Raw genomic sequence first — 14,275 nt, forward strand, 5'->3', positions numbered from 1 at the left:
CCGGCCTCGCCCGGTGCCTCGCCGTCTCAGCCGCCCGCGATCGGGTTGCCGCCGCTGTCACGCTGGATGTCCCACGTCACCCGCTTCTTCCGCGGGCCGCGCAGGAAGCCCACGGATTCGGCGAACATGGCGGCCAGCGCGTTGATCGTCCAGTACGCGAGGGGATAGAACGGCTCCAGCAGGTAGGACCTGGCCAGCACCGGGTCGCGGCGCAGGACGATGACCGCGGCCACGGTGAGCTGGATCGTGGACATCACGGCGATGCCCACACCCCAGCTCAGCGTCCACCACATCTCGGTCACCTCCTGGAGGACGATCATCCGGACGATCTCGTAGAGGGTGGTGCCCAGCAGCGTCAGCACCCACAGGAACGACAGCAGCGCCTCCCCCGCGATCGGCCACAGGCCCAGGTGGCGTGGCCGGAAGACGGTGCTTCCGTGGGTGCGCAGTACCTCGCCCTGTCCTCGTGACCACCGGGCACGCTGCTTCCACAGGCTGCGCACGGTGACCGGCACCTCCATGCCCACCAGGGCATTGGGCTCGAAGCTGGTCCGGTACCCGTGCAGCAGCAGCCGCCAGGTGAGTTCGATGTCCTCGGTCGCCATCCTGGCGTCGTAACCGCCGACAGCCAGCACGGCCTCCCGGCGGAACAGGCCCAGCACTCCGGCGACGGTGCCGACCCGGCCGACCAGCGCGTGGGTGCGGCGCATCAGCCCGATCAGCGACGCCGTCTCCAGTACCTGCATCGCACTGATCAGCTTGCCGCGGTTGGTCACGAGCGGGCAGCCGGCCACGGCGGCATACCGGCGGGACCGGGAGATCCGCGCGACCAGGTACTTCAGGGCCTGGGGGTGCACATGGGTGTCCGCGTCCGTCACCATCACCAGGTCGTGCCGCGCCCGGTGCATCCCGTCGTTGAGCCGGTCCGCCTTGCCGAGGTTGGTGCCGTCGTCCAGCACCGTCACGCGTGGATCGTCACCGGCCGCCTTCCGCGCCACGGCCACCGTGTCGTCACGGGAACCGTCATTGAGGATCAGCAGCTCCAGCACCGGGTAATCCATGCGGCGCAGGGCCTCGACACAGCGGGAGATCACCAGCTCCTCGTTGTACGCCGGTACCAGCACCGTCACCCCGGGCCAGCCGCCGGGCGGGATCAGGATCCTCTGCCGCTCCTCCAGCAACCGGAAGAGGATTCCCCCGGCGATCCACACGGCGGCGGTGGCCACCGGGTAGAAGACGATGAAGTTGAAGACCAGCAGCTCAACGGGGTTCACGGCGCTCCTCGCGTCGTCTCAGCCACACGCCGCCGAGCAGGACGATCCACGCGACGGCGAAGGAGACCCCGGCGACGAAGAAGATCTGCTCAAGGATGTGCTCACGCCCCAGGAGCAGCAGCGCCAGCCAGATCGCCACGACCCACATGACGAGAGCGAGAGCGGTCAGCACCACCGCCCCCTGCCGGGAGACGAGACGAGTGGGCTCGAACCTGATGTCGTAATGCTCCTGCGCCCGCCCCATGCCGCACTCCGTTCCGTGTGCTGACCGGCCCGCAGCCGATTCCAGGAAGGCCGCCGGATCTGCCGGGGGTGGTCTCCTCACAAGGTAGGCAGCCCCTCGCCCGGCGGCGACAGGACCGGGCGATACGGGTGAGACGCCCCGGCCCGCACAGGTCCTGCCGGTGCCCACGACGACGTGAGCAGGCGTTTCTCGACATCCTCACCGCCCCCTGGGCCGGGTGGGTGAACCGAGGTCGGCAGCCGGGTGCATCTCGAGCGCTGACCCGGGCGGAGCGCACCCGGACGGGTGGAACAGCGTGTGTGGGCGGCGGTGAACGGGGACCACTGGGCTTGACCAAGCACCACCGCGAGAGGAATCCCATGCGCATTCGTTCCGCTTTGGCCGTCATCGCCCTTACCGCTGCCGTGACCGCCACGGGTGCGGCGACCGCCGCGGCCGACGACGACGGCTCCAAGGACCGCGACCACGTCGCGTGCAGCCCGTACTTCGGTACGCTCGAGGCCGAGACCGCCGAGATCAAGTGGGGCGGCGCGGTCTGCCACAACGGCCCGTTCGACATCTGAGCCGGACAGGCCCGACGCTCCGACGGACCGGGGCCCCTCGCCGTGCACGAGGGGCCCCGGTCCGTTCACGCCGACAGCGGGAACTCCCCGCGCAGCGCGCGGAACACCGCGTAGTCCAGCTCGTACGCCCGCTTGCACTCGGCACGATCCGCTGCCGCTTCGACTCGCCGCCTGCTCGAGAAGCCCCAGGCCCCGCTCAGCGCCGCTCTGCGGGCTGAGGCCCCCGCGTCCTACTCCGCCAGCCGTTCGACCGCCGCCAGCACCGGTGCCGTGCCGTCCTCCTCGCGGATCCGTACGCCCAGCGCCCGCGCCCGCTCCCGGTGGCCGGGATCGCGTACGGCCCGGGCGAGGGCCGGGGCCAGGGCGTCCACCGTCAGACCGCGCAGCGGCACCGGGCGGGGCGCCACGCCCAGGGCGACCAGCCGCTCCGCCCAGAAGCCCTCGTCGAACTGGACCGGCACCGGCACGGCAGGCACCCCGGCGCGCAGCCCCGCCGCCGTCGTCCCGGCACCCGCGTGATGCACCACGGCGGCCATCCGGGGAAACAGCACGGAGTGCGGCAGCTCGCCGACGGTCAGCATGTCCTCGCCGTCCGCCGCCAGCCCGCCCCAGCCGCGCTGGATCACCCCGCGCAGCCCGGCCCGCCGCAGCGCCCGCACGATCCGGGCGCTGAGCCCGCGAGGGTCGGGCACGGTGGCGCTGCCCAGTCCCACGAAGACCGGCGGCTCCCCGGCGCCGAGGAAGTGCTCGACCTCGGCGGGGAGCCGGGTGTCGACGTCGTACGGCCACCAGTAGCCGGTCACGTCCAGTTCCGGCCGCCAGTCGCGGGGGCGGGGCACCACGAGCGGGCTGAAGCCGTGGAGGACCGGCAGGACACCGGCGCCGCCCGTACGCGGCAGCCCCAGCCGGGTCCGCACCGAGGGCAGCGTGGACGCGAAGATCCGGTCCATCATCCAGTTCACCCCGTGTCCGGCGACCCGGTTGCCCACGGCGCCCCAGGAACCGCCTCCGAGCACCGGGGGCGCGAACTCCCCGGTGGGAGCGAGCGGTTGGAGGTAGACGCCGATGCCGGGCAGCCGAAGCCCTTCGGCGATCGTGCGCCCGAGCGGCGCGAGCGAGCTGGAGAGCAGCAGGACGTCACTGCGGCGCGCCGCCGCCACCAGGTCGTCCGTCATCCTCCCCACCAGCGCCCGCGCCAGTGCGGACACCCGCATCAGCTTCCCCACACCGGTCGTACTGCTGTGCAGCCCCCGTCCGCGGGCGGACTCCAACTCCGCCCGCGGATCGACGGGCAGCGGATGGAAACCGAGCCCCGACCCCGCTACCAGCCGCTCGAAACAGCCGTGGGTGACCAGAGTGACCTCATGTCCCGCCCGGGCCAACGCATGCCCCAGACCGGTGTAGGGCGCCACATCGCCCCGGGACCCCGCCGTCATGATCGCTACGCGCACGACCGCCAGTATGGCCCGGCGCATCGTCGCCGCGCGCTCAACTCGCGGGGGCCCCGGCCCCGTTACTCGTCCCAGGCCTGGATCATGGTCTGCTCGACGATCTTGCCGTCCCGCACGGACGCCATCGACTCGGCGAGCACGCGCACCCCGTCCGTGTACTGGCACGACTCGGTGAAGGCGACGGTGTCGCCCTCGACGACGCACCGCTCCAGCTTGTGGGACATGTCGCGGCTGTAGACGTCCTCCAGCAACTCGCCGATCTCGTCCCGGCCGTGCAGCACCCGGGGACTGCTGGGCTGGGTGTTGCGGTCCACGACGCGCAGTTCGGCGTCGTCCGCGTACAGCGACATGAGCGTGGTCGCCGTGTGTCCCTCGATACCCCGGCGCAGGGCTTCGGTGTCGAAGCCGGGGCCTGCCGCGCTGCCCATGGTGACCTCCTCGAAGGCCCGCGGCCTCGGGAGCGTGCCGCGAGAGCCTCTCCTTCGAGGCTCCTCCGCCCCGGCTGCCGCGGCAAGCCCAGCCGCGGCGGTCCGCCTGACGGGTGAGCCGCATCCCGCGGCCGTGTCCGGCGGGGCCCCCGCGGCGTTGCTCCCGACATGATCTCAACACGACGTATCGTCGCCGCCGTCGGTCTGGCCGCCGCTGCCACCGGCTTCGCCGCTCCGCTGGCGAGCGCGGCCGAGGCGAAGGCCCCGGGTGCCGGGCTCAGCCCGACGAGGATGCTCGACTCACTCGCCGTGAGCGACATCCCCAAGGAGCACAAGACGGCGATCCCGCGGCCCTCCGTGCAGCTGAACCAGCTCAACCGGGTCCGGGATCTGAACCAGTTGCAGCAGGTCACCGGCATGGTCTCCCCGGTCACGGGACTGCTCCCCGGTATCCGGTAATGACCCGTCGTACCCCCGAGGGCCGCCCGGACCGCCGGGCGGCCCTCGGCATGTCCCCCGGAGAGCGTGAGCGATGCCGCAGCCACCGGACCGGTCGGTGCACTGGCAGCCCGGCTTCCCCGTCGACGCCCGCCTGACCCTGAGCAGCCTGCGCCGGGGCCCGCGCGACCCCACGCACCGGCTGGAGCCCGACGGCTCGCTGTGGCGCACCGCGCTGACCGCCTCCGGACCGGTCACCTACCGCGTCCGCCAGCAGCGCCTGGACGACCTCCGCATCGACGCCTGGGGGCCCGGAGCGGCCGAACTCGCCGACTCCGTGCGTCGCGAACTGGGCGCCGACGACCGGCCCGAGCTGTTCCGGACCGGCCACCCGGTCCTGCGCGGCGCCGTGCGCCGGCTGCCCGGTCTGCGGGTCCCGTGCACCGGACGCCTCTTCGAGGCCCTGGTACCTGCCGTGCTGGAGCAACGCGTCGTCGGCCTGGACGCCTTCGCGTCCTTCGCCCGCCTGGTCCGGCGGTACGGCGATCCGCCGCCCGGCCCCGCTCCCGACGGCATGCGCCTGCCCCCGCCCCCCGAGACCTGGCGGACCGTGCCCAGCTGGGAGTGGCGCCGGGCGGGCGTGGACCTGCACCGGTCCGCGACCCTCGTCGAGGCCGCCCGTCACGCGGCGCGGCTGGAGCGGGCGGCCGGTGACCCGGCACGCGCCTACGACCTGCTGGCGAAGCTGCCCGGCGTCGGCGTCTGGACCGCCGCGCAGGTCGGCCACCGGGCCCTGGGCGACGCGGACGCGCTGCCGCTGGGCGACTACCACCTCGCCACCATGACCGGCCTGGCCCTCCTCGGCCGCCCCCTGGCGGACGAGGAGGTCGAGACGTTCTACGCCCCCTTCCGCCCGCACCGCTACCGCGTCGTCCGCCTGCTCGAACTCAGCCCCGGCACGGCCCCGCGCAGGGGCCCGCGCGCACCCCGTGCCGGGCCGTTCGCCTAGCCGGCCCTCCGGCGAGCGGGCCGCAGCGTGTCGCCTCCGGCCGACCGCACACCTGTCTGATACGGATCGAACGCTCTGATACGGATCGATGGCCCTCTCGCCCCCGCAAGGAGAGTCACCATGGCCCCCACCTACGCCGTCACCGGCGCCTCCGGCCGCCTGGGCGGACGGATCGCCCGCCGCCTGGCCGCCGCCGGAATCCCCCAGACCCTCCTCGTCCGCACCCCCGCCCGCGCCCCCGAACTGCCCCGCGCCACCGCGGTACCCGGCGCCTACGACGACCACGACGCCGTCGCACGCGCCCTGCGCCCCACCGACCGCGTCCTGATGGTCTCCGCCTCGGAGACCCCCGACCGCGTCCGGCAGCACCGCACCTTCATCGACGCCGCCGCGGCCGCCGGGGTCACCCACCTCGTGTACGTCTCCTTCTACGGCGCCGCCCCCGACGCCACCTTCACCCTGGCCCGCGACCACTGGCACACCGAGCAGCACCTGCGCGCCAGCGGGGTGCCGTTCACCTTCCTGCGGGACAACCTGTACGCCGACTTCATGCCCGCCCTGGTCGGTGAGGACGGCGTCATCCGCGGTCCGGCCGGCGACGGACACGCCGCCGTGGTCGCCCAGGACGACATCGCCGACGCCGCCGTCGCGGTCCTGCGCGACCCGGCCGGGCACGTGGGCCGTACCTGGGAACTGACCGGGCCCGAGGCGCTCGGGCTCAGCGACATCGCGGCCACGATCGCCGCCGTCACCGGCCGCCCCGTCTCCTACATGCCGGAGACGGTCGAGGAGGCCTACGCCTCCCGCGCGGGCCACGGCGCACCGGACTGGCAGCTCGACGCCTGGGTCTCCACCTACACGGCCATCGCCGACGGCTCCCTGGCCGGGGTGACCACCGCGATCGAGGACCTGACCGGCCATCCCGCCATGTCGCTGGAACAGGTACTGCGGGGCTGAGCCGTATCCCGGAGTCGCGTGCCGTTTCCGATCAGTCACGCGTAGGGTCGGAAAGACGGACACCGCTTGACGGAAGAGGGGTCGCCACCATGGCTCAGCAGGTACGCGGCGTGATCGCACCGGGCAAGGACGAACCGGTACGGGTGGAGACGATCGTCGTCCCCGACCCCGGTCCCGGCGAGGCCGTCGTACGGATCCAGGCCTGCGGTGTCTGCCACACCGATCTGCACTACAAACAGGGCGGAATCTCCGACGAGTTCCCCTTCCTGCTCGGTCATGAGGCCGCGGGCGTGGTCGAGTCGGTCGGCGACGGCGTCACCGAGGTCGCACCCGGCGACTTCGTCGTCCTCAACTGGCGTGCGGTGTGCGGGCGTTGCCGGGCCTGTCGGCGGGGGCGGCCCTGGTACTGCTTCGACACCCACAACGCCGGGCAGCGGATGACGCTGACCGACGGCACCGAACTCTCCCCGGCCCTGGGCATCGGCGCCTTCGCGGAGAAGACGCTGGTCGCCGCGGGACAGTGCACCAAGGTCGACCCGGCGGTGTCCCCGCAGGTCGCGGGGTTGCTGGGGTGCGGAGTGATGGCCGGCATCGGGGCCGCGATCAACACCGGGAACGTGAGCCGGGGCGACACGGTCGCGGTCATCGGCTGCGGGGGCGTCGGGGACGCGGCCGTCGCCGGGGCCAACCTGGCCGGCGCCGCGAAGATCATCGCCGTGGACATCGACGACCGCAAACTCGACAAGGCCCGCGCCATGGGTGCCACCCATACCGTCAACTCCCGTACCACCGACCCGGTCGAGGCGATCCGCGAACTCACCGGCGGCTTCGGCGCCGACGTCGTCATCGAGGCCGTGGGCCGCCCCGAGACCTACCGGCAGGCCTTCTACGCCCGGGACCTGGCCGGCACGGTCGTCCTGGTGGGCGTCCCCACCCCCGAGATGAAGCTCGAACTCCCGCTCCTCGACGTCTTCGGCCGCGGCGGCGCCCTGAAGTCCTCCTGGTACGGCGACTGTCTGCCCTCCCGGGACTTCCCGATGCTGATCGACCTGCATCTCCAGGGCCGCCTCGACCTGGAGGCGTTCGTGACGGAGACCATCGAACTCACCGATGTGGAGAAGGCGTTCGAGCGGATGTACGAAGGCGACGTCCTGCGCTCGGTGGTGGTGCTGTGATGGCCGCCCGCATCGAACGCCTCGTCACCTCCGGGCAGTTCAGCCTCGACGGCGGCACCTGGGACGTCGACAACAACGTCTGGCTCGTCGGCGACGACCACGAGGTCGTCGTCATCGACGCCGCCCATGACGCCGACGCCATCGCCGAGGCCGTCGGCGACCGCCGGCTGACCGCCATCGTGTGCACGCACGCCCACAACGACCACATCGACGCCGCGCCCGCGCTCGCCGAGCGCACCGGCGCCATGATCTGGCTGCACCCCGACGACCTGCCGCTGTGGAAGCAGACCCACCCCGACCGCGACCCCGACGCCCACCTCCTGGACGGACAGGTCATCGAGGCGGCCGGCGCCGATCTGCGCGTCCTGCACACCCCCGGGCACGCGCCCGGAGCGGTCTGCCTGTACGACCCCGGACTCGGCACCGTCTTCACCGGCGACACCCTCTTCAAGGGCGGCCCCGGCGCCACCGGCCGCTCCTTCTCCCACTTCCCGACGATCATCGACTCGATCCGCGACCGCCTCCTGACGCTCCCACCCGAGACGAAGGTCCTCACCGGCCACGGCGACCCCACGACGATCGGCGCCGAGGCCCCGCACCTGGAGGAGTGGATCGCCCGGGGCCACTGACGGCACCGGCGTGACCCGCCGTAAAAGGTGACAGGAGATGTCCGGCTTGCCGGGGAGGGTGGAGGCAAAGCCGTCACACGGAAGGCCGGACATGTCACAGTCACTCAAGGGCAAGGTCGCCCTCGTCGCCGGAGCGACCCGCGGGGCCGGGCGGGGGATCGCCGTCGAGCTCGGCGCCGCCGGGGCGACCGTCTACGTCACCGGGCGCACCACCCGCGAGCGGCGCTCGGAGTACGACCGCCCGGAGACCATCGAGGACACCGCCGACCTGGTCACCGAGGCGGGCGGCCACGGGGTCGCCGTACCCACCGACCATCTCGAACCCGACCAGGTCCGCGCGCTCGTCGACCGCATCGCCGACGAGCAGGGCCGGCTGGACGTGCTCGTCAACGACGTCTGGGGCGGGGAGCACCTCTTCGGCTGGGACACCCCGGTGTGGAAGCACGACCTCGACAAGGGCCTGCGCCTGCTGCGGCTCGCGGTCGAGACCCACGCCATCACCAGCCACCACGCCCTGCCCCTGCTGCTGCGCCATCCCGGCGGCCTGGTCGTCGAGATGACCGACGGCACGGCCGACTACAACCGCGACCACTACCGCGCCTCCTTCTTCTACGACCTCGCCAAGTCCTCCGTCCTGCGCATGGCCTTCTCCCTCGGCCATGAACTCGGCCCGCGCGGCGCCACGGCCCTCGCGCTCACCCCGGGCTGGCTGCGCTCGGAGATGATGCTCGACACCTACGGGGTGCGCGAGGACAACTGGCGCGACGCCCTCGACCGCGTCCCGCACTTCGCCATCTCGGAGACCCCGCGCTACGTCGGCCGCGCCGTCGCCGCCCTCGCCGCCGACCCCGGCGTGGCCCGCTTCAACGGCGCGTCCCTCTCCAGCGGCGGCCTGGCCCAGGAGTACGGCTTCACGGACCTGGACGGCAGCCGCCCCGACGCCTGGCGCTACCTGGTCGAGGTCCAGGACCAGGGCAAGCCGGCCGACACGACCGGCTACCGCTGAGGCGGCACCGGCTCCGTCACCGGCAGCCGCCAGCGCGCCGAGTGGCCCGGCGGCAGGCCCAGGTCCTGCCGCACCGCCGTGTAGTAGCCCTCACGGCCGGCGCGCTGCCGTACCAGCAGCGCCTGCCACGCGTCCGGATCCCGCCGGCCGTCGCGCACGAACCGTTCCATCTCCATCACCGTCACGACCCAGGCGCGTGCCTTGTCCACCACCTCGACACTGCCCAGCATGAGCAGTGCCTCGCCCGACGGATCCCGTCCGTTGTTCGCCTCGGCCAGCAGGGGCTTGGCCTCATCCAGGGGGAGGGGGTCGGGGTGCGTGCCGCAGCCCAGCACGGCGGCGACCCGGTACGTCACCGTGACGGTCTTCTTCACCGACCGGGCGTAGTCGGAGTACACCGCGAGCCGCCGCTCCTCCCACCGTGCCGCCTCCTCCCGCCGGAACCGGGCCTGGTCGCTGCGGACGAGGGCCAGATACGAGCCGAGGGCCCCGATCACCACACCTATCAGGGCGGGCAGTTGCTGGAGGAAGGCAGACATGGGTGCACGGTATCTGCCGAGTTGATCTCGACGGCATTACGGTGCTGCCATGACCGACACAACACGCTTCCAGGGGTACGCAGTTCTCGTCACCGGCGCCGCCCGCGGCATCGGCGCGGCTACCGCCCGCCGGTTCGCCGCGGAGGGCGCGCGGGTGCTGGTGACGGACGTGGACGAGGAGGAGGCGCAGCGCACGGCGGCCGCGCTGCGGGAGCAGGGCCTCACGGCGGAGGCGTACGTCTGCGACGTGGGGGACCGGGCCTCCGTCGAGTCGGCCGTGGCCCACGCGGTGACGGCCTTCGGCGCCCTGGACGTGCTGGTGAACAACGCCTACGGGTGCACCCCCGACGCGCCCCTCTTCGAGGACGAACCGGACGAGGTGTGGGCCCGCGACCTCGACCTCACCCTGACCGGCGCCTACCGCTGCTGCCGGGCCGCCCTGCCCCACCTGGTGGCCTCCGGCCGCGGCGCGATCGTCACCATCGGGTCCGTCAACGGCATCCAGAGCTTCGGCAACCACGCCTACAGCGCCGCCAAGGCGGGCCTCGGCTCCCTCACCCGCACCCTCGCCGGGCACGCGGCGCCCCGCGGAGTCCGCGTCAACCTGGTGGCCCCCGGCACGGTACGCACCACGGCGTGGGCGGGCCGCGAGGACCAGCTCGAGGCGTTCCGCCAGGTGTATCCCCTGGGCCGGGTGGGCGAACCGGAGGACATCGCGTCCGCGGTGACCTTCCTCGCCTCCCGCGACGCCTCCTGGATCACGGGCACGACCCTGGTCGTCGACGGCGGCCTCACGTCGATCAACACGGGCTTCCGGTCGGCCGTCACGGCGGACGACGGGGAGTGAGTTCCGCCTCCCGCAAGCGCGTCCCGAAGTTCACCGTTTCGTCACAGCCGGGGTCGCCCTACAACCTCCGCCCCCGCGCGCCTGTCTAGCTGGCAGAGATCGCGGGAGAGCGCGACGCACCGGCGGAAGGGAAGGGTCGACCATGGGGGACATACGCAGACGAGGAGCCGTCATCCTCGGTATCACCGCGCTGACGGCACCGCTCACGTTCGCGCTCGGGGCCGCGCCGGCGCAGGCCGCGAGCTGCACCTCGCAGACCGGGCCGTACCAGAAGCAGGTGGAGAAGTTCCTCGGGCTGCCCGTCGACGGCAAGCAGTCCAGCTCCGACTGCAAGGTCATCCAGGCCTTCCAGACCAAGCACGGCATCACGCCGAACGCCGGCTACGCAGGCCCCGTGACCTGGGGTGTGATGGACCTCATGAACAAGCAGAAGGCGGTCGGGAGCACGCCCAACAAGGACGGCAAGTGCCCGGTCAACAAGGGCCGGATCGCCTGCGTCAACCTCACCCTCCAGCTCAGCTGGATCCAGGACGGCGGCAAGCTCGTCTACGGCCCCGTGCCGGTGCGTACCGGCCGTAACGGCGACGAGACCCGCACCGGCCTGACGAAGATCTACTGGCGCAACATCGACCACGTCTCGTCCCTCTACAACGTGCCGATGCCCTACGCCCAGTTCTTCGACGGCGGCCAGGCCTTCCACTCGGCCAGTGTCAGCATGTGGAACCCGCCCGGCTCCCGCGGCTGCGTCAACATGACCAAGGCCACGGCCCAGAAGTACTGGTCCCTGCTGAAGAAGGGTGACGACGTCTTCGTGTACGGCCGCAAGCCGGGCACCTGAGCCGGTCCTGGGCACAAGCGGGGGGGCGGGGCTTGACGTATGGCCGTGATCGGACGTGATCAGCAACACGGTCCGTTATGTCCATATTGGGCGTGCTTACTCACATGGCCTTCACCTCCGTGGCCGTATGCTTCACAGCATGTCCACCAGTGTTGAACCCGTTTCCGATCGATCGGCTGACGAGGTCAACGAGGAGATCCGGGCCCTGTGGCGCCGGGCGGGCGGGACACTGAGCGTCGAGGAGCGCGAGGAGTACCAGCGACTCGTCCTGGAGTGGGCCGCAGTGGCCCCGTAGCCGGTACACACGGCCGGGCGCTCCCCGAGGACCGCTAAGCCTCGAAGACCCCCTGGGCACCCTGAGAGATCACGGGGTGCCCCCTTCACTTTTCCCTACGGCCTTCTCCGGACGGCCTCATCCCCAAGTCGCCGAGTAGTACCGCTGATACGCCTTGCGGTCCTGCTCCGCCCGGATGAACCGCGTCGCGACCAGAGCGACCAGCGACCCCGCGACGATCAGCAGCCCTGGGCCCACATTGCGCGGATCGGCCAGCCGTGCCAGCAGCTGCGCCCCCTCGCCCCCGCCGCCGACCGGCGCCGAGGAACCCGGCGTGGCCGCGCCGGGTGCCGCCGCGCCCTGCGGGTCCGACGGCTCGGGCGCGGGTGCCGTGCTCTGCTGCCCCGCGCCCTGGGAGGCAGCCGTGATCAGCTGGACGCCGACCTCGGCCATGGCCTTTGTCACCGGCTGGAAGAAGGTCGTGCCGCCCGAGGCGCAGTCCCCGCTGCCGCCCGAGGTAAGACCCAGCGCGATGCCCTCCGAGAACATCGGCCCGCCGCTGTCCCCGGGTTCCGCGCACACGTTCGTCTCGATCAGCCCGGTCACCGTGCCCTCGGGGTAGTTCACCGTCGCGTTCAGCGCGGTCACCGTGCCGCCGCGCAGCCCGCTGGTGCTGCCGCTGCGGAAGACCTGCTGCCCGACCGACGGGTCACCCGCTCCGGTGATCCGCACCCCCTGCCCGTCCCCGATGGCGACCACGTCGGCGCCCGCCCCGGCGTCCCCGCCCTCGTATCGCACCAGCGAGAAGTCCGCGCCGGGGAAGTTCTGCCGGACCGTGCTGCCGACCTGGTCCCGGCCGCGGTTGTCGGCGAACCAGACCGAGCCGTTCGGGCCGCAGTGCCCGGCGGTGAGGATGAAGTCCCGCTGCCCGTCGGTGACGTTGAAGCCCGCCGAGCAGCGCCCGGCGGTCGACAGGATGGGCAGGGCGCCGTTCAGGCGGGTGGTGAAGGTGCCCTCGGTGCGCTCCATGCGGACGAAGGTGCCGATACCGCCCGCCACGTGGGTCAACTTCGACCAGTCGCCCGCGGAGACGGTGCTGTCACCCCGTACCACCACCTGGTTGGACCGGTAGTCCAGCGCCCAGGCCGTCCCGGGCACCCGGGGCGCGGAACCCAGTGTCCGCGTCGCCGACTTGAGCTCGTTCATGCTGTGCGACACCGTCTTCGGCCGGCCGCCCGCGCGGCGTACCTCGGCGGCGGCCTCCTCGTCGGTCACCGCGACGACCGGCCGCCCGTCGGCACCGAGCCAGCTGCCCGCCGTACGGGAGCCGCCCAGCCGTTCGACGAGCGCGGCGGCCGTGTCGCCCGCTGACCGCACGGTCGCGCCCTGGGCGGCGGAGGGGCCGGGAGGCTCGCTCGCGACGGCGCGTGTCACCATCGCCGAGCCGAGCAGCAGTCCGCCGACGGCCGCCAGCCGCGTCACTCGCCGGACGATCCGTCGTCGCGCGTGCCTCATGCCTGGCTCCCGAACCCGAGCAGCGCGGTGGCAACACCGCGAGGCACTCCTGGAGTTGAGCGCCCGCACTCCATACGTGGCCGGGAGCGGCCGCGTTCACCGCGCGAGGTCCGTGACGTTGCTGCCTAGACTGCCGCCCATGGACGACACGCCGCTGGAGCGGCTCGGCAAGGGTCAGTACCTGCTGATCACCACCTACCGCAAGAACGGCACCCCGGTGCCCACCCCGGTGTGGGTGGTGCGCGACGGCGACGCCCTCGGGGCGTGGACCGTCGCCGACTCCTGGAAGGTCAAGCGCATCCGGGCCCGCGCCGACGTCCTGGTGGGCCCCTGCGACCTGCGCGGCAAGCCCACCGGCGAGCAGATCCCGGCCATCGCGGAGATCGCCGACCGGGACACCGTCGCCCGTTACCGCAAGCTGATCGCCCGCAAGTACGGGATCGTCGGCCGCCTCACCCTGCTCGGCAGCCGGATCCGCAGGGGAGCGGACGGCACGGTCGGCATCCGCGTCACGCTCGCACCGTAGACCCCCGGGGGCCCGACCGGCTCTCAGGTCCAGGCGCGGTAGGGCTCGTCGACCAGCTGGAAGACGGGCTCGCCCCGGACCGGGTCCTTCGCCTGCGAGAGCCGGACCCGGTCCCCGCTGTGGATGCCGATCGGAGGGCCCATCACCCGGCCCCGCACCACGAACCCCTCGGCCATCTCGATCAGCGACACATTGCGCGCGGCCGGGCTGTTGCGGTGCACCACCGTGGAGTGCCGCACCGTGCCGGTGCCCTGGCTGCGCTCCGTGCGCAGATCGCTGCCCTGGCAGACCGGGCACAGCAGCCGGTGGTACATCGCGGTGCCGCACCAGGTGCAGCGCTGGAACATCATGGCGTCCGAGTCCTGGGCCGCGCCGGTTGCCTCCAGCACGCCGACCGCGGAGCCGACTGTCGGACGAGCAACGCTTCCTGAGTGGTGGTACACGCTGGTCAACTCCCTGCGCTCGGCCGGAAATCCCACGCACGCGGGACGGCCGCGCACGCACGTGCCCGGTCGCTGTGCCACCGTGCACGCGGTCAGCGTATGGCACTCAGTGCCACGCG

18 protein-coding genes are annotated in these 14,275 nt (G+C 72.5%); 11 read left to right on the forward strand and 7 right to left on the reverse strand.

Annotation, left to right across the window (positions count from 1 at the left end; all coding sequences use genetic code 11):
• Positions 1-26 precede the first annotated feature (26 nt).
• Positions 27-1,274, reverse strand: coding sequence for a glycosyltransferase (locus ACFYW5_RS13640; RefSeq protein ID WP_389417135.1), 1,248 nt, complete (start codon positions 1,272-1,274; stop codon positions 27-29).
• Complete coding sequence (locus tag ACFYW5_RS13645; protein WP_389417136.1) at positions 1,261-1,518, reverse strand: hypothetical protein; 258 nt, start codon at positions 1,516-1,518, stop codon at positions 1,261-1,263. The genes ACFYW5_RS13640 and ACFYW5_RS13645 overlap by 14 nt, the downstream gene beginning before the upstream one ends.
• A gap of 359 nt (positions 1,519-1,877) precedes the next feature.
• Here ACFYW5_RS13645 and ACFYW5_RS13650 point away from each other — a divergent pair, with 359 nt between their 5' ends.
• On the forward strand, positions 1,878-2,081 hold the full coding sequence (locus ACFYW5_RS13650; protein ID WP_389417137.1) for a hypothetical protein: 204 nt from the start codon (positions 1,878-1,880) through the stop codon (positions 2,079-2,081).
• Positions 2,082-2,311: 230 nt separating this feature from the next.
• Here the strand turns inward: ACFYW5_RS13650 and ACFYW5_RS13655 are convergent, their stop codons facing one another.
• Positions 2,312-3,517 carry a glycosyltransferase gene (locus ACFYW5_RS13655; protein WP_389417469.1) on the reverse strand — a complete coding sequence of 402 codons (1,206 nt, stop codon included), beginning with the start codon at positions 3,515-3,517 and terminating at the stop codon, positions 2,312-2,314.
• Between the two features lie 77 nt (positions 3,518-3,594).
• Complete coding sequence (locus ACFYW5_RS13660; protein WP_389417138.1) at positions 3,595-3,960, reverse strand: nuclear transport factor 2 family protein; 366 nt, start codon at positions 3,958-3,960, stop codon at positions 3,595-3,597.
• A 168-nt stretch (positions 3,961-4,128) separates the two neighbouring features.
• Between ACFYW5_RS13660 and ACFYW5_RS13665 the strand changes: the two genes are divergently transcribed.
• The 6 genes from ACFYW5_RS13665 (at position 4,129) to ACFYW5_RS13690 (ending at position 9,174) form a co-directional block, all read left to right on the forward strand.
• A complete protein-coding gene (locus tag ACFYW5_RS13665; protein ID WP_389417139.1) occupies positions 4,129-4,419 on the forward strand; it encodes a hypothetical protein in 291 nt (96 codons plus the stop codon).
• Between the two features lie 73 nt (positions 4,420-4,492).
• On the forward strand, positions 4,493-5,407 hold the full coding sequence (locus ACFYW5_RS13670) for a DNA-3-methyladenine glycosylase family protein (protein WP_389417140.1): 915 nt from the start codon (positions 4,493-4,495) through the stop codon (positions 5,405-5,407).
• 120 nt (positions 5,408-5,527) lie between these two features.
• On the forward strand, positions 5,528-6,364 hold the full coding sequence (locus ACFYW5_RS13675; RefSeq protein WP_389417141.1) for an SDR family oxidoreductase: 837 nt from the start codon (positions 5,528-5,530) through the stop codon (positions 6,362-6,364).
• Positions 6,365-6,453: 89 nt separating this feature from the next.
• Positions 6,454-7,539 (forward strand): S-(hydroxymethyl)mycothiol dehydrogenase, encoded by a 1,086-nt coding sequence (locus tag ACFYW5_RS13680; RefSeq protein WP_389417142.1) that lies wholly within the window; start codon positions 6,454-6,456, stop codon positions 7,537-7,539.
• Entirely contained in the window at positions 7,539-8,168 is a 630-nt protein-coding gene (locus ACFYW5_RS13685) for an MBL fold metallo-hydrolase (protein WP_389417143.1), read from the forward strand. The genes ACFYW5_RS13680 and ACFYW5_RS13685 overlap by 1 nt, the downstream gene beginning before the upstream one ends.
• A 91-nt stretch (positions 8,169-8,259) precedes the next feature.
• Positions 8,260-9,174 (forward strand): SDR family oxidoreductase, encoded by a 915-nt coding sequence (locus tag ACFYW5_RS13690; protein WP_389417144.1) that lies wholly within the window; start codon positions 8,260-8,262, stop codon positions 9,172-9,174.
• Here the strand turns inward: ACFYW5_RS13690 and ACFYW5_RS13695 are convergent.
• Positions 9,165-9,713 carry a hypothetical protein gene (locus tag ACFYW5_RS13695; RefSeq protein WP_389417145.1) on the reverse strand — a complete coding sequence of 183 codons (549 nt, stop codon included), beginning with the start codon at positions 9,711-9,713 and terminating at the stop codon, positions 9,165-9,167. The two genes, ACFYW5_RS13690 and ACFYW5_RS13695, sit on opposite strands and share 10 nt — an antisense overlap.
• Before the next feature lie 49 nt (positions 9,714-9,762).
• Between ACFYW5_RS13695 and ACFYW5_RS13700 the strand changes: the two genes are divergently transcribed.
• The 3 genes from ACFYW5_RS13700 to ACFYW5_RS13710 all read left to right on the forward strand — a co-directional run bounded on the left by ACFYW5_RS13700 (position 9,763) and on the right by ACFYW5_RS13710 (position 11,693).
• Positions 9,763-10,560, forward strand: coding sequence for an SDR family NAD(P)-dependent oxidoreductase (locus ACFYW5_RS13700; protein WP_389417146.1), 798 nt, complete (start codon positions 9,763-9,765; stop codon positions 10,558-10,560).
• Between the two features lie 142 nt (positions 10,561-10,702).
• Complete coding sequence (locus ACFYW5_RS13705; protein WP_389417147.1) at positions 10,703-11,398, forward strand: L,D-transpeptidase; 696 nt, start codon at positions 10,703-10,705, stop codon at positions 11,396-11,398.
• Positions 11,399-11,537: 139 nt separating this feature from the next.
• Complete coding sequence (locus tag ACFYW5_RS13710) at positions 11,538-11,693, forward strand: hypothetical protein (RefSeq protein WP_250071768.1); 156 nt, start codon at positions 11,538-11,540, stop codon at positions 11,691-11,693.
• A 117-nt stretch (positions 11,694-11,810) separates the two neighbouring features.
• On the opposite strand, the gene ACFYW5_RS13715 is transcribed toward ACFYW5_RS13710, so the two are convergent.
• Positions 11,811-13,187: a S1 family peptidase gene (locus tag ACFYW5_RS13715; RefSeq protein ID WP_389417148.1), complete on the reverse strand. Its 1,377-nt coding sequence runs from the start codon at positions 13,185-13,187 to the stop codon at positions 11,811-11,813.
• Between the two features lie 139 nt (positions 13,188-13,326).
• Here ACFYW5_RS13715 and ACFYW5_RS13720 point away from each other — a divergent pair, with 139 nt between their 5' ends.
• Positions 13,327-13,713 (forward strand): PPOX class F420-dependent oxidoreductase, encoded by a 387-nt coding sequence (locus ACFYW5_RS13720; RefSeq protein WP_389417149.1) that lies wholly within the window; start codon positions 13,327-13,329, stop codon positions 13,711-13,713.
• A 23-nt stretch (positions 13,714-13,736) separates the two neighbouring features.
• Here ACFYW5_RS13720 and ACFYW5_RS13725 read toward each other — a convergent pair whose 3' ends face one another.
• Positions 13,737-14,156 carry a Zn-ribbon domain-containing OB-fold protein gene (locus ACFYW5_RS13725; protein ID WP_389417150.1) on the reverse strand — a complete coding sequence of 140 codons (420 nt, stop codon included), beginning with the start codon at positions 14,154-14,156 and terminating at the stop codon, positions 13,737-13,739.
• Between the last annotated feature and the right edge of the window lie 119 nt (positions 14,157-14,275).

The sequence above is a fragment of the Streptomyces sp. NPDC002779 genome (assembly GCF_042888685.1).
In the GTDB taxonomy this organism is placed as follows: domain Bacteria; phylum Actinomycetota; class Actinomycetes; order Streptomycetales; family Streptomycetaceae; genus Streptomyces.